This window comes from Streptomyces sp. NPDC050485, from assembly GCF_044458185.1.
GTDB lineage: Bacteria > Actinomycetota > Actinomycetes > Streptomycetales > Streptomycetaceae > Streptomyces.
In genome coordinates this window covers 85453-104154 of sequence record NZ_JBITHR010000019.1, presented here as the reverse complement: position 1 = coordinate 104154, position 18702 = coordinate 85453, and the positions used below count along the sequence as shown (strand labels likewise).

Genomic DNA, 18702 nt, shown 5'->3' with positions numbered 1-18702 from the left:
CGCGGTTTTCCCGACCCCACCCGTCGGACCCCCGCTCGGGCGAGTTGCGCATGGTTCCTGTCGTCAGCCCGTAGGCGTTGGTCGTCGGACACCCGCACAGGCGGGTTGCATTGCTTGTTGTCAGAGGCGATGAGCAGCGGGTTCGGCGGACCCCTGCACGGGCGGATCGCACGGTGGCGGCCCGCTGATGCTGGCCGTCGTCTCCGACGGAGACCCCCGCGCGGTTGCACTGGGTCAGGGTTGCCCGCTGGCACAACCGGCGACGGTTCCCCGCACGAGTGGGTTCCTTCGACGGACAGGTCAAGGCGGTACAGGTGGGCGGGTTCGGCGGGTTCGGCGGGTTCGGCGGGTTCGGCGGGTTCGGCGGGTTCGGCGGGTTCGCCAGCATTACGACCCGTTGCGACGTCGGACACCCAGACGGGAAGGCCACGTGCGTAGCTGTTGAAGTACCAATCAGGTCAGCGTTGGACACCCGCCCGGGCGGATTACACGCCGCGTGGGTGGGCGTCCTGGCGATGCCCGCCGGCGGACCCCCACCGGCGGGTCGCACCTCCAAGTGATCTCGGCGGTTCCGCTGGTGGTCGGCGGACACCCGCGCAGGATGCACCGGGCCATGGGGCGTCAAGAGCGGTGTTGGCGCGTCGGACACCCGCACGGGCGGGCTGCACCTGTGGCGGCTCAGGAGGGACAGCTGGATCACCGGCGGACACCCGCACGGGCGGGTTAAACCGCAGCCTGCTCGGCCCACAGCCGCAGCCGGACGTCGGACACCCGCATGGGCGGGAGGCGCCGCTTTCGGGTGCACAGGGAAGGCGAAATTGCCGTCGGACACCCGCCCGCGGGCGGGGTACACAGGGCTGCCGGGCGGATTGCACACCTACCCCGATGCCGTGCGTGTGTCCTGGGCCGCCGAACTCCCGCGCGGGCGCGAGGCACGCGACCACCGCCCACGCCGTGGAGTTGATCAGCGTCGGACACCCGCGCAAGCGGGTTGAACCTTGCCCTGCGCTGCTCGATACCGTCGATCAGTGTCGGACCCCCGCTCGGGCGGGTTGAACGACTCCCGCGACAGGCCGGCCAGCACGATCAGCGTCGGGCCCCCGCTCGGGCGGGATGAACGCCATGCCCGGTGCAGCCATCACCGAAATCCACGTCGGACCCCCGCTCGGGCGGGATGAACTCGCCCTCGACCAACAAGCCGTTGCGCCTCAGCGTCGGCCCCCCGCTCGGGCGGGTTGAACTCGAACAGCGCGGCCTGCTCCGGCTTCGCGGCCGTCGGACCCCCGCTTGGGCGGGTTGAACTCCTGGCCGCGGCGGCGCAGCTCGCCGTACCAGGTCGGACCCCCGCTCGGACGGGTTGAACTCTGCCTTCCGGGCCGCCTCGCGAGCCGCTTCCGTCGGACCCCCGCACGGGCGGGTTGAACCAGCGCTCCGTATCGTCGCGGAGTGACGATACCGTCGGCCCCCCGCTCGGGCGGGTTGAACGCCGCCACCTCAGCGCAGGCCTGCGGCACCGCCGTCGGACCACCGCTCGGGCGGGTTGAACTTCACGCGCCTGCAAGAAGCCGCCAACGAGGCCGTCGGACCCCCGCTTGGGCGGGTTGAACCTCTCCAACTGCCTCTCCAGGTATGCGGTCGACGTCGGACCCCCGCTCGGGCGGGTTGAACGTCAGCTGGTCGAAGCTGGGCCGCGGGCCGACCGTCGGACCCCCGCTCGGGCGGGTTGAACGAGCCCCTCTGCGCCGCGCCGACGGGCGAGGCCGTCGGACGCCCGCTCGGGCGGGTTGAACGACTCCTCGTCGAGCTTGACCGTCGCCCTGACCGTCGGACCCCCGCTCGGGCGGGTTGAACCCCAGCCGTCCGGCCGCTGGTCGGGAACCTCGCGTCGGACCCCCGCTCGGGCGGGTTGGGCGAGCGTCGGGGTGCGTTTGGGCGTCGGACCCCCGCTCGGGCGGGTTGAACACTTCGTGACCTGCTCATTCCTGAGGGCTTTGCTCTTTTGCTATCAGGGTTCGTGGCTGCGGGGCCGGATGGTTTTGTGTGTCTAGCGCCGGGCGTGTGGAGAGGAGTCCGGTGCCGAAGGCGCGGCCTCGTCCGATGCCGTTCGTTCGGCGGACAGGTCACAGGCGGGTTGCTCCGGAGGAGTGTTGGAGCACCAATGCCGGAGGCCGACGGACCATCGCACCGGCGTCCCTCTTCTGCGCGGCCTCCGTGAGCGGCGGGCCCCGCACGGGCGGGTTGAACATCACACTGGGGACAGCGGCCATAGTGTTCGACGGACCCCCGCACGGGCGGGACGCACTCCATGGGCCGGAAGTGTACGGACAGCCAGGACGACGGACACCCGCACGGGCAGGTTGCACGAACGGCCACTGCCCCGCTCACGGGCGGGTTGTACACGAAAGGATCGTCCGTGAACGCGGTGTTAAACGGCAGACCCCCGCACGGGCGGGATGAATTGCATTGCGAATGACCCAGGAACGGCACACCTCGAAGGAACCCCGCACGGGCGGGTTGAAGGAGTCCACCCCGCTCGATCCGTGACCTGTCCGCGTCGGACACCCGCACGGTCAGGTTGAACCGGACGCCCTGCCCTCCAGGACGCCGGGCACCGACGGACCCCCGCACGGGCGGGTTGAACGTCACCACCTTCGACCTGGCCCAGGTCACCTGTGGTGGACACCCGCGCTGGCGGGTTGCACGCCTTGAGGGGTCGCATCCGTACGGCTTCCTCCGGCGGGTCGCACTTGGGCGTGCCCGAGGGTCGGCTTCTCCAGCGTCGGCGGAACCCCGCACGTCTGGGCTGAACGAGACGTTCAGACCTCGCTCAGTAGCCCGGATCGGCGGACACCCGCACGGGCGGGTTGAACTTCCTGGGCGAGCACCCCACAGTTGCCGACTACGTCGGACCCCCGCTAGGGCGGGTTGAACGCCCGGGCGGTCTGCTGTCCAAGCCTGTCGGCCGGCGGACTCCCGCACAGGCGAGTTGCGCCTTGGGAGTAAGGGCCCCGCCGGAGGCGGTCCGAAGGACCCCCGCACGGGCGGGAGGCACGACCCGGACTCGCGCAGGTCAGCCATCATGGGCGTCGGACACCCGCACGGGCGGGTTGCACTGGTGTTCGGCGGCCTGAAGGTCCGCCGGACAGGCGGACTCCCGCTGGCGGGTTGCACATCGGGTCCATCTCGCCCGCCCGCTCGTGTTCCGATGGACCCCCGCACCGGCGGGTTGCACGGCCAGCTGCCGGCCGTCGGACCGGGGCAGGTCGACGGACACCCGCACAGGGCGCTGCACGACAAGGCCGCCCCACCGCCCCGGCCAGCCGGGAGCTGAACGACGGACTCCGCACGGGCGGGTTGAACATCACACTGGGGACAGCAGCCGCATTAGTGTTCGACGGACCCCCGCATGGGCGGGAGGCACTCGGCGGGGGGCGAGGCGGTTGCGGGCGGGAGGCACCCCGTGTTGGTCGTGCCGCCCATCGTCCGGGGCGTCGGACCCCCGCTCGGGCGGGTTGAACGACTGTTCGTTGACTGTGGCCATGGACTACTCCGTCGGCCCCCCGCTCGGGCGGGAAGCACACAAAAGCCAAGTCCGGCGTCCTACTCACCAGCGTCGGACACCCGCACGGGCAGGTTGCACTCACGGGTGTGCTGGCCCTCCACCAGCGGGATCGGCGGACACCCGCACGGACGGGTTGCACAGCATCAGCGGGCCGCCGCCGAGTTTGCCGGCCGGCGGACTCCCGCACGGGCAGGCTGCATGGCGGCGACCTCACGTCCTGGTCCTCGTCGGCCCCCTGCATGGGCGCCCCGGAGCACTCTGATGAAGCACACCCGGATCCGGTGGACCCCCGCGCGGGCGGGAGGCACCGACTTGGCCGGGGTCGCCATCTTGGCCCATGCGCCGACCCCTGCAGGCGGGTTGCACGACCGCAGTGCCGTCGACTTCGCCAACCAGGGCGACGGACCCCCGCACAGGCAGGTTGCACACGGTGACGCGAACTGGTCGACAGGCCGGACGGCGGACTCCCGCTCGGGCGGATTGCTTGCAGCACTTGCACGGACGCGCCGCCGTCGTGGTGGTCGGCTGGTGCGTTGGACACCCGCACGGGCGGGTTGAACCAGTGAGTGTTCACCACCCCGGTCGGGTTCGGCGGCGGACACCCGCATGGGGGCAGGTTGCACGTTCTCACCGAGAGGGATCTCCCATGCGCAATCGGCAGACCCCGTATGGGCAGTCTTCACGGCTGGTGGCCCCGCCTCAAGGCCCGGCTCGGCGGCGGACACCCGCACGGGCGGGTTGAAGTTGAACGCGGTCTCGGCGAGCTCGGCCTCCAGCCGTGCCGACGGCCCCCCGCGCGGGCGGGTTGTTGGACTCCTCGTCCTCGGCTCCGGGGACGTCCGCCCCCGGCGGACCCCCGCTCGGGCGGGTTGGACTGCATCCGCTGCATCTGCATGTACATCGCCTGCGGCGGACACCCGCACGGGCGGGCTGAACCGTGCCGTACGGGCGCGACGTTCAGGGCTCGACGTCGGACCCCCGCTCGGGCGGGTTGCATACGACCAGCTTGTCGCCACCGTGGTGCCAGAACGTCGGACACCCGCACGGGCGGGTTGAACCGGCTGGCCGTGACGCCCCAGCAGCCCTTCGCCGTCGGATACCCGCACGGGCGGGTTGAACTCCTGGTCCATCAGCGGCTCGTAGCCCGCCAGCGTCGGACACCCGCACGGGGCGGGTTGAACCTCCTCCATCGGCCAGACCAAGACCAGCGACATGTCGGACACCCACACGGGCGGGTTGAACGGCGGGTGTTGGTAGCACCCATTGCCGGAGGCCGTCGGATACCCGCACGGGCGGGTTGAACTGGTTCTCCTGCTCGCCTGCGGTGCCGGCACTCGTTGGACACCCGCACGGGCGGGTTACGCCTTGGGAGTAAGGGCCCCGCCGGAGGCGGTCCGAAGGACCCCCGCTCGGGCGGGTTGAACTCGCCGGGCATGTAGTCGGTGCCGACCGCGATCGTCGGACCCCTGCTCGGGCGGGTTGAACGTTCCAGGCGACGTAGACCAGCAGGCCGCTGGCGTCGGACCCCCGCTCGGGCGGGTTGAACATGAACGGGACCGTGGTGGTGAAGACGTTCCACGTCGGACCCCCGCACGGGCGGGTTGAACGGTCATTTCGGATTCCGCGCGCTTCCGCGCAGCGTCGGACACCCGCACGGGCGGGTTGCACCTCCCGCCGAGCACTTCGAAGAAGTCGTTGATCGGTGGACCCCCGCACGGGCGGGCTGCACGTCCATCGAGTCCATGACCCCTGCATCTCTACGGCGGACACCCGCACGGGCAGTTGCACAGCAGCAGCACCTGGTGCTCGGACAGCACGGCCGGTGGACACCCGCACGGGCGGGAAGCACGACCCCTCGACCACTTCGCCGTCGTCGTTGGGCGGTGGACCCCCGCACGGGCGGCGAGCTGCTTCAACACGAAGGTCCGGCGCACCGCGGACCCCCGCGCTGGCGGGTTGCACCCCCGGCTCTAAGCCACGAGCACGGCCCCGTTCAGCGGACCACCACACGGGCGGGAAGCACACAAACACCAAGTCCGGCGTCCTGCTCACCAGCGTCGGACACCCGCACGGGCAGGTTGCACGGGGGCGGACGTCCGGAGGGGTCCCCCGGGACGGCGGACTCCCGCGTGGGCGGGTCGCACCTCGCCGAGCACGACCCCGATAGAGACACACCGGTCCTTGTCCGGGGTGACCCAGGCGAGCACCGCTGGACCCTCTCACGGGAGTGTTGCACCCGGAGGACGCGGGAATCACCAACGACTTCGGCGGCGGACCCCCGCACGGGCGACTGCACCACAGAGGCCTCGGTCGTGGCCGCCGAGCACGATGGCGGACTCCCGCGCGGGCGGGTTGTTGGATCGTACTGGCTGATGGCGCCTTGCCCTGGTTCGGTGGACCCCCGTGCTGGCGGGTTGGTCGCGCTTGTGCTCCGCCATCCTGCTTTCGGTCTCGGCGGACCCCCGCACTGGCGGGATGCACTTGGCACGCTCCCCCGCTCGTCCAGTTCGCCTTCGGCGGACCCCGCACGGGCGGGAGGCACACAGGGCCCCTGGCCTGCGACGCCGGTGTGATCGTCGGACACCCGCACGGGCGGGAGGCACGATCCACCCCAAAGGGCGGACGGGAAAAGGTGCGGCGGATACCCGCACAGACAGGTTGCGCACGGTGACGCAGTAACTGGTCGACAGGCCGGACGTCGGACTCCCGCTCGGGCGGGTTGACCAGCACCTTGAGGCCGGGGCCACTGGTCAGGGCCGGCGGACCCCCGCACGGGCTGTTGATGCAGCGGACCGGCATCCGGATGTAGCCGGGCGCCGGCGGACCCCGCTCGGGCGGGTTGAACGCGGTGCGCGACCACATGACCGAGGCTCTGCTCGGCGGACTCCCGCACTAGCCCCGGACTTCGCAGGTCGTTGATTCGTATGGTGTGACCGGTCCGGGGGTGTCCTGGGCCGGTGGTGTGGCGTTGGGTGGGGTGTGTCGATGACTTCCCGGTCTCCGCGGCCTCGGTTTCAGCGTCAGCGCCTTGATGTGGTGGTGACGTCCGTGGTGGAGAAGCGTCTGGGCGCTCTGCCTGTCGCTGCCGAGTTTCTGCGCCGGCTGGATGTCGCCGGGATCGTCGACGAGGTGTGTCCGGGAGGAGCGAGCGCGCTTCTGACCCATGGGCAGGTGATCGAGGCGCTGGTGGCCAACCGGCTGACCTCGCCCGCGCCGCTGGTGCGGGTCGGTGACTGGGCCAGGTGCTGGGCGGTGGAGGAGGTGTTCGGCATCGAGCCGGCTCTGCTCAATGACGACCGTCTGGCCCGGGCCCTGGACGCGATCGCGCCGGCGCTGGACAGAATCGCTGGGACGGTCGGCGCCCGGGCGATCGCCGAGTTCGGCATCGACGTGTCGAGGCTGCACTGGGACATGACCAGTATGTCTGTCCATGGTGCCTTCCCTGTTGAGGGCCAGGACGAGCAGTACCCGCTCATCGGCTACGGGCGTCCCAAGGACCGGCGGGTGGACCTGAAGCAGGTCCAGGCCGGGCTCGCGGTGTCCGCCGACGGCGGCATCCCTGTCCACGCCCGTGTCTTCGACGGGGGTGCGGCCGAGGTCAGCCAGGTCGTCGGCGCGATGAAGGACCTGCAAGGCATGGCTGGTGCACGGGAGTTCTTGATGGTCGCCGATTCCAAGCTGGTGTCCTATACGAATGTCGCCGCACTGCTCGCGGCCGGGGTGGATTTCATCGCGCCGGTCCCGGCTGCCCAGGTCAAGGACGAGGTCTACGCAGCCTTGGAACTTGCACAGGCACAGGCGGTGGACTGGGTGCCCGAGCGGGACGCGGGCAAACCGGCCGCCAAGCGGGAGAGCTACCGGGTGCTGGAGGACATTCACACCATGGCCGGGCGCCGCAAGCGGGATCCGGTGCACCGGGTGCGCCGGATCCTGGTGCACTCCACCGCTGTCGCGGCGGGCCAGCACCGGGCCCGCGAGAAGCGACTGGCCCGGGCCGGCGAGGAGATGGACAAGCTCGCCGGCGCGGCAGGCGGCCGACACTACGGCACCCACCAGAAGATCACAGCACGGATCGGGGTCATCGCCGCCAAGCGGCACGTCACCTCCTGCCTGCGCTGGACGATCATCGGAGGCGAAGGCGAACCTCCCGCCCTTCAGTGGCACTTCGACCAAGACGTCCTGGCGGCCGAGGCTGCGGTGGACGGCTGGTGGGCGCTGCTGACGAGCATCCCGGCCAAGAAGGCCGGCCCGCACCAGATCCTTGTCCACTACAAAGGCCAGGGCTCCGTCGAACGCCGCTACCACGACTTCAAAGGCCCCCTGGCGGTCGCGCCGGTCTTCGTGCAGCACAACCGGCGTGTCGCCGCCCTCATCCAGGTCATCTGCCTGGCCCTGCTCGTCTTCAGCCTGATCGAACGGCAGGTCAGACGCGCCCTGGGGTCCGAGCAGACCATGGTCGGCCTCTATCCGGACCAGCGCCGGGTCCGCCCCACCGGCCGCATGATCTTCTACCACCTCGGCGAACTCACCCTGCGGATCGGCAACACCACCGATCCGCCCACCGTCCAGATCACCCGCGGCATCCAACTCCACCTCCTCGATCTCCTCGACACCGACATCACACGAACCCGCTGGCCACAGACCTGAAACGACGACCCGCGAAGTACGGGACTAGCGGGTTGCACGTCCTCATCACCGGCATCATCAGCTGCATCATCGACGGACCCCCGCACGGGGTTGCCCGCTGACACAATCAGCGGCGGAGCCCCGCTCAGGCGGGCTACACACCTCAACTTCGTCCGCGCGCTCGGTAGTTGTCGTCGGACCCCCGCTCGGGCGGCAGGTGGTGGTCGTGGCCGACCAGAGCCATGCCGACGGCGTTACACACCCTGCCCGTCTATCTCGGCATCCGCCCGTGCGCAGGACACCCGCACGGGCGGGTTGCACTGGGGGCGCAGCCATTTCGACCTGGTCGTCGACGACGGACACTCGCAAGGGCGGGTTGAACGACCCGACTCTGAAAGCCGTGATCGTGAACCACGGCGGACCCCCGCTCGGGCGGGTTGAACGTCCGGGACAACGTCGAGGCGACGGTCGTCGACGGCGGACCCCGCTCGGGCTGGTTGAACGGGTGCTCGGTGAGCACCGGAGACTCCGTGAACGGCGGACCCCCGCTCGGGCGGGTTGAACGGCCCCGACCAGCTGACACACGAACTGGTCTGCGGCGGACCCCCGCTCGGGCGGGTTGAACTAGCCGCGGGGCTCCCCTTCGAGCTCGTCGAGCGGCGGACCCCCGCTCGGGCGGGTTGAACCTGTCGTACGCCCGCGGTCAGATGGTGTGGTGCGGCGGACCCCCGCTCGGGCGGGTTGAACCTGTCGTACGCCCGCGGTCAGATGGTGTGGTGCGGCGGACCCCCGCTCGGGCGGGTTGAACAGGACGTGCTCGTAGGTGATGTGGGTGCTGATCGGCGGACCCCCGCTCGGGCGGGTTGAACTTCTCCCGCCGCTCCAGCTCGGCCTCGATCACCGTCGGACACCCGCTCGGGCGGACTGCATGACTGCACGACGCCGTCCTAGGCAACGCTCCGTACGGCAACGGCGGACCCCGCACTGGCGGGATGCACTTGGCACGCTCCTCCCGCTCGTCCAGTTCGCCCTCGACGGTCCCCGCACGGGAGGAGGCACGACGATGCTCTTCTGCCCAGGGATCTTGTCGTCGTCGGGCACCCGCACGGGCGGCAAGCACGCACGGCGCTGGATGACCTCGGGGTCGAACTCCGTCGGACACCCGCACGGGCGGGTTTCACACCATGCCGTCGCTGCGGCAGGTATGTGAGCACGGCGGACCCCTCCACGGACGGGTTGCACGACCTTCAGCCTGGCGATGAGGTGATGTTCACCGACGGACGCCCGCGCAGGCGGGAGGCACCAGCCAACGGCAGTTCCAGTCTGGCCTGTTCGGCAGTGGACGCCCGCACGGGCAGGGCTGTACCTCGGAGACTAAGCCGACACCGCCCCGCCAAACGTCGGACCCCCGCACAGGCAGGTTTCACACAGGGTGCGTGGCAATCGACCCGAAGGTCGACGGCGGACACCCGCACGGGCGGGAGGCACATCGCGTCGCCCATCTCGTCGGACGTCGCGTCCGTCGGACACCCGCACGGGCGGGAGGCACCGCTTACCGACCCTCGCCCCTGGCGCGCTGCGCGTCGGACACCCGCACGGGCGGGAGGCACTCGGCACGCTGGCGTGCGCGGGCCGTGCAGAGCGTCGGACACCCGCACGGGCGGGAGGCACTTGAACCGGGCGGCCTCGACGCGGGCGTTGAACGTCGGACACCCGCACGGGCGGGAGGCACGGCCACCTCGCGGACCAGCTGCATGATGGTGGTGTCGGACACCCGCACGGGCGGGAGGCACTGCACGGGCCTGCTCGGCCCGCGCGGCGACAACGTCGGACACCCGCACGGGCGGGAGGCACACTTCACGACCTGCTCATTCCTGAGGGCTTTGCTCTTTTGTTATCAAGGATCGTGGCTGCAGGGCCGGGTGGTTTGTGTGTCTAGCGTCGGCCGAGGGGGGCTATGGAGAGGAGGCCGGTGCCGAAGGCGCGGCCGCGTCCGATGCCGGTGGTGAGTGCGATGTGGAGGGCAGTGGTGTCCGTGATGGTGGCGGTGCCTTCGAAGCGGGTGACACGGCCACGGATGGGGATGCGCTTGCCGTCAGGGTCGGGGTTGTCTTTCCAGCCGGCGATGCCGGGCTGGGGTGCTGTGTTGGTGGTGTCGGTGTGGGGGGTGAGGCCGGCGGCGGTGGCGCGTTCGTGCCACCAGTGGGTGGCGTCGTCGCCGTGGAGGGGGATGCGGCGGCCTCGTTTGAGGCTTCCTTTTTCGTCTCGTTCCGGGTTCTCGGGGCGGGTGCTGCGCGTGGGCTGTGCATGGATGCGGTAGCGGATGGGGGTGCCGGGTTGGCACCAGGTGAGGAGGGGGGTGAGGTCGCGTTCGTCGATGGTGGTGGCGTAGCCGATGGGCAGGGCGTCGAGGTTGAGGGGGTGTTGGGACTGGATGAGGAGGATCTGGCCGCGGGGGTGGTGTTCGAGGCGGAAGAGGATGCCGGCGGCTTGGCGGGGGCTGTCGCCGAGGTGGTCGGGGGCGAGGGTGAGGACGGTGCGGTGGAGGGAGTGGGCGTTGCGGAGGTCGCGGGCGGCCTCGGTGGACATGGGGTTGAGGTTGAGTCGGGTGAGGTGGGCGGTGGGGGTCATGGTGGTGCTCCGGTGGGGGTTCCCGCGTGGGCGGGCGGGTGCTGTCAGGGGGTTCGGTGTGAGGTGAGTGCGGTGAGGTAGGCGGTGCCGAGGCCGGCGCAGCGGGTGGCGGGGAGGTGGCGGGTGGTTTCCCAGATGCGGCGGGTGGTCCAGGTGCGGCCGGGGCGGGGGGCGTCGTCGATGGTGCGGGTGTGGGGGGTGTTGGGGGTGGGTGGGTGTTCGTGGAGGAAGGTCACCGGCACGGTCTGGTCGGTGCGGGGGGCTGTGCGGTGGAGGGGGAGGTGTTCGAGTGCGGTGTCGGGGTCGGTGGTGGTGGTGATGAGGAGCGGGGTGTCGGGGCGGCAGGCGCGGCGGCCGAGGTGGGGTGGGTAGACGGGGTTGCGGAGTGCGGTGGTGAGGTCGTCGATGAGGGGGGCCGGGCCGGTGACGGCGATGGTGAAGGCGGCGTCGTGGAGGTACCAGTCGCGGAATATGAGGGCGTTGCCGCGGTGTCCGCCGCTGGCGGTGGGGACGGTGTGGTGTTTGGGGTTGCCGCCGCCGACGGTGTGGAAGTCGAGGAGGCGATGGCCGGGCCGGTCGACGCGGATGGTGTGGGTGAGCTGGTCGAGGTCGGTGAGGTCGCTTTCGCGGGGTCGGCCTTGTGCGGCGGCGAGGAGGCCGGTGATGCCGCTGCGGGTGGGGTGGGGGTGGCTGGTGCGGGTGGTGCCGCCTTGGGGGCCGCCCCAGAACTGCAGGCCGGAGAGGTGCAGGAGGAGGGCGGGGGTCACTGCTGGCCTGCCGGTGCGAGCGCGGTGTCGGTGATGGTGTCCACGAGGGCTTCGAGGTTCGGGATGTGGGCGCCGAGGGCGGTGATGCGGGTGAGGTCGGCGGTGCCGGAGTGGGCGGCTGCCAGGAGGTGCTTGTCGCCGAGGAAGGTGTTGACGGCGGTGGCGTGGCGGTCGAGGGCGGTGATGCTGGGGGCGGTCCAGCCGGAGGTGTCGTCGGCGGTGACGGGGGCTTCGAAGGCGCCGGAGAGGTTCATGGGCTGGTCGGTGCGGACGGTGAAGTGGACCAGGGCCGGCGGGGTGAACGGCGCGGTGCTGTTCTTCTTGGCGCTCGGGACGTGTCGGGCGAACTCGGTGAGGAAGGCGTGGATGAGTTCGCGGGCCATGGCCTGGTCGTTGCCGAGGTTGCGGATGAGTTCGTCGACGTTGATGGTGGCGTAGCGGTAGAAGGTGCCGGAGGCGTGGGCGTGCTGGCCCATGTGGGCGGAGCCGTTGTCGGAGCCGGGGATGTCGTCGACAGCGGTGAAGTAGTCCGGCTGTTCTTCGCCGGCATGCGTGGTGATGGCGTGAGCGACGGCGATGGAGCCGTCGACGGTGGCTTCGGGGGTGTTGGCGAGCATCCGTCCGAACGCGGCGATGGACCCGTTGCGCTGGCACAGCACGGTGCGGACGGCGTCCCGCAGCTCGGCGATCTTGGCTTTGGTGGCCTTGTCCAGCTCCGGGCCCTTCGCCTTGCCCTTGGTCTTGGGCTTGGTCTTGTCGGCGGCATCGGCCTGGGCGCGGGCCAGTTCGGCAGCTGCGGCGAGCAGGTCGCGGTGGGCGTCGGCGAGGTCGGCGAGGTCGGTGATCGCCGATTCGGGGACGAAGAGCATGACGTTGGTGATGCCGGTCTCGGCGAGCTTCAGGCCGGAGAACTGGGCGCTCAGCGCGATGGCCTGCCCGCCGTCGAGGGCTTCCTTCTCGTTCCAGCCCCGGGCGCGCAGTTCGGCGGCGACCTTCTCGGGGATGCGGCGGGTGCGCAGGGCTCGGTCACCGAGGACGGTTTCGGTGTTGATGCGGCAGCCGCGCTTTTGGCAGGCGGAGGAGATCCGGGTGCGTTCGACCCCGCCGAGCACGGCGATCTTCGGGGACCCGAACTCGTCACGGTTGAGGTTGGACAGCGGGTAGGCGTGCAGGACGTGGGCGTCGATGATCAGACTCATGCGGAAAGCTCCTCGGCGGTGTTCGTGTCGGGGGTGGGGTCGGGGCTGTAGTGGCTCTGCATCCAGGCATCGGCGATCTGGGTGCGGTACTTGGGCCAGTTGTTCAGGTCGCGCAGCAGCCTGGGCCAGGAGACGGGGATGCCGGCTGCGGTCATCCGGGTCACGGGCCGGTGCAGCAGCGCGAGGGCCGGCTGGAGGCGGCGCTGGCGGGCGGTGCGCTCCAGGAGGTCGGCGGTGCTGTCCTCGCGCAACACGCTGTGGTGGACGGCGCGTTCGAGGGACCAGCCGAGGTTGCCGTGCCCGGGGTCGTACAGAACGGGGGTGTCACGGTCGGTGGTGGGGTTGGCGGCCTGGTGGGCGTAGAGGCCGGCGACGGCGAGGTGGGCAAGGGTGGCGTCGGGCCCCCACTTGGGGATGCGCGGACGCAGGTGCCGCATCATGCGCCACGACTCGTCCAGGCGGCGGATGTTGAGCCCGTCCCGCAGATCGCGGCGGCCTTGCGGGGCGGAGCAGACGTCGGCGACGTACGTCATGTAGGCGGTTTCCCGCACGAGCCACGAGGGAGGCTCGGCGTTTGGGCTGTCGGGGGTGACGTCGGCGGGCAGTTGGGCGGTGGTGGGGGGCATCGGTGCGCTGATCTCCAGGTGGTCGTGACGGGGTCAGGCGGCCGGACGTGAGGCGGCGGCCTTACGGGGAGCGCGGGTCAGCTGGGCGCGGGCCTGCGCGGTGGCGCGGCGGCCGTGGGACGTGGACTTGAGCGTGGCGGTAGCGGTGTCGAAGCAGGAGATGGCCAGGGCCGCGAAGGCCGGAGGCGCATCGGATGCAGTGGTGATGGCGGTCCAGAACTCGCTCTCGGCGCGCTCCCAGTACCGTGCGGCGCCCTGGTCGACGAAGCCGGGCTGGTCGTCCTTGTGGCGCAGGGAGTTGGCGCCGCGCCAGGCCGAGGCGAGAGCGCCGCGCAGCTTTCCGGCCCAGGTCTCGGCACTGCGGTGGGCGGCCGCGATCGCGGCCGCGCCGTCCGGGTCGGCTTCGGCAAGGTGACGCAGCACGGGTGGGGTGGTGGCGCTGTACCAGGCGCGGTCGACGTCGCGGCGTTCCTGGTCCCAGCCCAGCGCCCGGACGCCGAGGACGCCAAGGAGGTCGGGGTCGAGCTCGGCGAGGTGGTCGAAGACGGTGGGGCGGCGCAAGGTGTTCTTGTCGCCGGGGCGCTGGTGGAGCAGGAGCGCGTCCAGGTCGCGCCAGACAGCACGGCTGCGGGAGGCGCGGACCGGGCCTCCGCTGTCGCGTTCGATGACGTACGGGTCGGTGGCGGGCGGCAGATCGGCAGTGGTGCCCCAGGTGACCCGGCAGCCGACGGTCCGGCCCTCATCGTCACCGGTCAGCAGAACGGCGTGGGCGGCGCGGCCGGCCAGGAGGGACGCGGGACCCGAGGGTGGTGGCTGTACCGACAGCGGGTCGGGCAGCTGCTCGCTCTCCCAAGGGGCCCGGTCCAGGCCGGGGTTCGCGGGCCAGGCGCTGGGCGCGGGCACCGACAGCACCAGGGTGGTGAACAGGCTGTCGGGGTGATGGGGGAAGTAGGAGATGAGCGCGCGGTACGGACTGGCCTTGGCGATGTGACTGCTGCGGCCCCCGCAGCTGCGCGTCCCGACGGTGCCGGAGGGGCCATAGCCGCGCCAGCCCAGCAGCCAGGCGACGGCCTCCCCCGCCTCGACCGGGACGTCCTGCGGGGTGGAGTCCGCCCACAGCGCGTTCGCACCGGACGCCCGGGTCATCACCAGCCGGCCCGGCGGCGCGAGGTCACCGCCCTCATCAGCCAGGCACGCGTCCTGGAGAAACGGGCGCGGCCCCCCGTACAGGCGCCACCGCTCCGGTGCCGGGTCGAAATAGCCGGCGACCCGGGCAGCATCGAACCGGCCTCCGTCCAGCAGGCCTTCGCGGGCATCAAGCCAGGCCTCACCGTCCGCCGTGTCCAGGCCGCCCACCCGCAGGGCGACCGCAGCCAGCATCCGGCGCCACATCGCTTCCACCGGCGGTTCGGGCACCTCGAGGTCGGCCAGCAGATGCGCGGCCTCGAACACGGCCCGCAGGCCAACGACGACCGTGCCGCCCTCGACCGCCCCGGGCACCAGGCCGGCCAACTCTTCAGCCTCGTCCGCGGTCAGACCGGCACGGACACGGACCGGGACACACGGGTCACGGTCAACACGAAACGGATGCAGCACGCTGGGGCTCCTTCCTCTCACTGCACTGACCACCCGGACCGGCATCAGTGCAGATCAGGGCGTTGAGCGAGCGTCATGGAAGCAAGCAGCCACCGAGTGACGCAAAACAGCCGACCTGGCTGGATAGTGATGGAACGTCCGATTGTCAGAGGGGCTGGGTAGAGTCCCGCGACGCGCCCGCCGCCGGGCCACCAGTCCTTGCCTCACCGGCGCTAGAGCGGTGCTCCCCCGGCCGAGCCAACCACCCACGGGAACACACCAACTCTGCGGCGAAGACCGCATGTTTGGCCGGCTGGCAAGTGTCCTGCCCCGGAGCTGACCTGCTGGGGAGGAGCTCTACCAGTAGCTGCTCCCCTGGGCCGGTCTTGCTGCCCACTACCGGGATCAGCAGGTTCGGGACGGGTACCTATTGATGCGAATTCATGTGAGATGTTGCACAGCGCGGGACACACCCGTGCGGCCGGTGCGTCGCCTCGGTCCTCACGTGGGTTTCCAGCACGAGGCGCGCGGCGATGCTCCTGTATCCGTGCGGATCACTGTGCGGCCCGGTCTCGTCGTAGGCATGGTGGCCAGGGTCCAGGGCCTTGCCGTACGCCCTCACCATCTCCAACCAGGGGGCTCCCCAACGCTGCCTTGTTCCTCCCTCGCATTGTTCCCATCACATACCCGCCAACGAGACGTCGGTAATCGTGCGTACTCCCCAACATCCGGGCCTGGTTCCCACTGGCCCTCAATAGCGTCCTCGCGGGCACGGCGTCTCTCGACTCGTCGCTCCTCGAGTCTCTTAGGGCCGACCTCATGCTCGGTCAGTAGGTGCGCTGACTGGAGAAGGGGCGGGATCTTGAGGAGCGGGTATTGCGATCTCGATCCGACTTCCACCTCTGATTGCCGTCGCGGATGCAGCGGCTGCCAGCACGCGGAGCGTTACACATGGCCCATCCACGCCCACCGCGTAGCAATGCCGGTGAGCGCAGGTCGCAATCCGTGTGCGTGCGGCGGTGGAGTCGCTTGCTTCTACACCAGCGTCGACTGCAGTTGCTGCCGGGCATGGAGCACCGGCACACAGTTCCCCCTGAGCCCTGCGGTCACTTCCTCCCTCTCAGCCCGTCGGTGGAGCTCAGTGCTGTTGCGCCGCGAAGTCCCAGGTACTTGACTTCGAGGGCCTCCCCTCGCACTCCCATCTTGGACAGTCGCCATGCGAGCGAGTTTGTCTCGCTGACCTGCACTTGTATTGATGCTTGTAGGTATCTCGGTAGGTTCCTAGGTAGGCGCAACGGATGCGAAGTCGGTAGTGAGTCATGTATGGAACTAGATAGTCTTGTCAGTAGCGATGCCGGTAGGTCTGTAGGCATCTCAGTAGGTATCTACGTAGTGATTCACGCATCTATCTATTGATCTTTGTAGGGATGTCATCACCAGTGCACACCGATACGCTCTTCTTGACCTACCTCGTTCTACATCTAGGCTCTTCGCTACAGTACGTCTCCCTGTTTGATTCTCCTCCTTTCGGCATCTATCACTGATGTGTGTTCCTGCTTTGCTAGCTAGCTCCATCCGCATCTAGCGACGCATGCGCCTGCTCCTCTTCGCATGCATGGTTTCTCGATCGATCGCTACGATGTGCCTTACTCGGAATGAATTGACCACACTCTCTCCCTGCCGACGCATCTATGGCGGTACCTGCCATCTCTACCTGGCACGCAGAGACCTATCTCACGCTCAACCTGGACACGTATCTAGGGACTTCCGCTTGATGCTTTTGAACTACCTGTCTCCTCAAGCACTTCCGTGCTTCCCTTTCGACCAGTCGAGGCATGTCAGGAGAGACCTCCACTCTCTGCTTCGCCCAGTTACGCCAACGCTTTATGCAATCGACTCCACGTCGCACATTCCTGTCGACTTCAACTGCCGGTCACTGATGGCTTCATCAGCACTCACACGTTCACGCTGAGGGTCCGTCCGCGGGATGCTTCGCTACCTCGACCTCACGACGGCTGGACAGTTTCACCGGGCATGCGCGCTTCTCTCGGATTTGCCTCTTGCGTCGCGCATTCCGGGAGCGGCGCCCCCATACACCCACCCCGTCTGCCCCCAGCACGCCGACACGCCGCAGATCTGACCGATGAGCGCTGACGTGCTTGCCGTTCCTGTTAGGGTTTCGTGTGTCGCGTCGTAGCACAGCACTTCACTAACGGTCCATCGACGTGACGGTCAATTGCCCGATTTCGCCAGCAAAGTGCCTGCTAGATGCTCACAAGTGGTCGCCAGCCAGCGTCTGTTTCGCCATCGCCCCTGATGCGACGCAACAGTCAAGGCACTGTGCCGTCCCCCTCCCTCAGCCTGCCCGGAAGGCCGGTCCGATGACTGCCACCTCACTCACCAGCGAGAACCCACTGGACAAGGAAGCTGTGGCAACTCCGCCGATCGTTCTTGCCATCGCGACCCAGAAGGGTGGCGTCGGGAAGACCACAACGACAGTCAACTTGGCCGCCCGCCTCGCGATGGAGGGCGCCAACGTCCTTATCGTGGATCTGGAGCCGCAGGCCCAGGCCGGCACAGCGCTGGGCGTAACCCTCGGCGGGTCTGAGGACGACGAGCAGAACGAAGCAGAGCTTCAGCGGTCTCTGGGCTACATCCTCCAGATGGCGCTTCAGAAGTTCCCCAGGCCCCACCTTCAAGAAGCAATGTTCGACCGCACGGATGAAGTCCTGGGGGAGTTCGAAGAACCCGGCCGCCTGTGTGTCCTCGCTTCTGAAGAAGCCTCAATGACTGCGGCTCAGAACGCCTTCGTCACCAAGCCGTACAGCATGACGCCAACTCTTCGTCGACTGCTCCTGGCGGAAGCTCAGGGCTTCCAGTTTGTCCTCATCGACACTCCGCCAGCTGTGTCTCACCTGAACGCCGTCGCTCTAGCCGCCGCAGACTACGTCGTAACGGTCTGTGTTCCGGAGTACCAGAGCATCAAGGGCGCGCTCGTCCTCAGCGCTGCAACCTACGCGGTCGAGACCAACACCGACGGCGAATGCAAACCCAAGCTCCTGGGTGCGCTCCTCAACCGCTCCAACCCAGAGTCGGCGTGGACCGTACAAGACGTAGACATCCGAAACGCCATGGTCGGGGATGGCGTCACCGCCCTGCCGGGGCGAGGACTTCTGCCCTTCGTCCAAGATGTCCGGCGGGACGTCCGAATTTCGGAGTCGTACATCCACGGCAAGCCAGCGGTCGTGCGCTTCCCGAACCACAGCTGCGGCAAGCAGTACTCCGCGGTAATCGAAGAGATCCTGGACCGCATCGTGCTGCCTCGTGAGAAGTGGCAGATCGCCGAACCGGTAGGCGCAGAGGACGAGCTTGATGACTGAACCAACCACCAATCAGGCCGGCGAAACCCCCGACGCCCCCGGTCAGGAAGAAGGCAAGGCCAAGAAGCCTGCCAAGAAGGCAGCCAAGAAGGTGGCCGCCTTGCGAGCACGCAGCGGGTCATCCCTCCTCAACAACGCTGCCCTGGCCGGCGTCCAGTCAGTCGTGGCACGGTCCGCACTTGGACAGGGCAGCGGTACAACAGCTCCGGCTGGCCCGGTCCACCCGCCAGTCACTACCGCTGATGTTCAGCCCTCGGGTCCGGCAGCCGCCTCGGGCGAGGCAGACGCATCGTCTGCGCGTGTGCATGCGCACGCCGCTCGCGACGTTGAGCACGT

The 18702-nt window shown here is 69.2% G+C and carries 7 protein-coding genes and 1 CRISPR repeat array; of the genes, 2 read left to right on the top strand and 5 right to left on the bottom strand.

Annotation, left to right across the window (positions count from 1 at the left end; translation table 11 throughout):
* Positions 1 to 6610: 6610 nt before the first annotated feature.
* Complete coding sequence (locus ACIBK6_RS31280; RefSeq protein ID WP_399054857.1) at positions 6611 to 8209, top strand: IS1634 family transposase; 1599 nt, start codon at positions 6611 to 6613, stop codon at positions 8207 to 8209.
* Between the two features lie 1377 nt (positions 8210 to 9586).
* A CRISPR array of direct repeats spans positions 9587 to 10042; the repeat unit is 29 nt; unit sequence CGTCGGACACCCGCACGGGCGGGAGGCAC.
* A gap of 81 nt (positions 10043 to 10123) precedes the next feature.
* Here ACIBK6_RS31280 and cas6e read toward each other — a convergent pair.
* The 5 genes from cas6e to casA are packed head-to-tail and all read right to left on the bottom strand — an operon-like array spanning position 10124 to position 15007.
* Positions 10124 to 10819 (bottom strand): type I-E CRISPR-associated protein Cas6/Cse3/CasE, encoded by a 696-nt coding sequence (gene cas6e / locus ACIBK6_RS31275; protein ID WP_399054855.1) that lies wholly within the window; start codon positions 10817 to 10819, stop codon positions 10124 to 10126.
* A gap of 44 nt (positions 10820 to 10863) precedes the next feature.
* Entirely contained in the window at positions 10864 to 11586 is a 723-nt protein-coding gene (cas5e, locus tag ACIBK6_RS31270; protein ID WP_399054853.1) for a type I-E CRISPR-associated protein Cas5/CasD, read from the bottom strand.
* The gene (gene cas7e / locus ACIBK6_RS31265) at positions 11583 to 12785 is read right to left on the bottom strand and encodes a type I-E CRISPR-associated protein Cas7/Cse4/CasC (protein ID WP_399054851.1); all 1203 of its coding nucleotides are present in this window, start codon (positions 12783 to 12785) and stop codon (positions 11583 to 11585) included. The genes cas5e and cas7e overlap by 4 nt, the downstream gene beginning before the upstream one ends.
* The gene (gene casB / locus ACIBK6_RS31260; protein WP_399054849.1) at positions 12782 to 13411 is read right to left on the bottom strand and encodes a type I-E CRISPR-associated protein Cse2/CasB; all 630 of its coding nucleotides are present in this window, start codon (positions 13409 to 13411) and stop codon (positions 12782 to 12784) included. The genes cas7e and casB overlap by 4 nt, the downstream gene beginning before the upstream one ends.
* Positions 13412 to 13444: 33 nt before the next feature.
* The gene (gene casA / locus ACIBK6_RS31255; RefSeq protein WP_399054847.1) at positions 13445 to 15007 is read right to left on the bottom strand and encodes a type I-E CRISPR-associated protein Cse1/CasA; all 1563 of its coding nucleotides are present in this window, start codon (positions 15005 to 15007) and stop codon (positions 13445 to 13447) included.
* Between the two features lie 2360 nt (positions 15008 to 17367).
* Here casA and ACIBK6_RS31250 point away from each other — a divergent pair.
* On the top strand, positions 17368 to 18366 hold the full coding sequence (locus ACIBK6_RS31250) for a ParA family protein (RefSeq protein WP_399054845.1): 999 nt from the start codon (positions 17368 to 17370) through the stop codon (positions 18364 to 18366).
* Positions 18367 to 18702: the final 336 nt, after the last annotated feature.

Excerpts from the sequence above, each read along its gene's own strand:
- cas6e (WP_399054855.1), bottom strand. The coding sequence starts at position 10,819 with ATGACCCCCACCGCCCACCTCACCCGACTCAACCTCAACCCCATGTCC.
- cas7e (WP_399054851.1), bottom strand. The coding sequence starts at position 12,785 with ATGAGTCTGATCATCGACGCCCACGTCCTGCACGCCTACCCGCTGTCC.
- casB (WP_399054849.1), bottom strand. The coding sequence starts at position 13,411 with ATGCCCCCCACCACCGCCCAACTGCCCGCCGACGTCACCCCCGACAGC.
- ACIBK6_RS31250 (WP_399054845.1), top strand. The coding sequence starts at position 17,368 with ATGACTGCCACCTCACTCACCAGCGAGAACCCACTGGACAAGGAAGCT.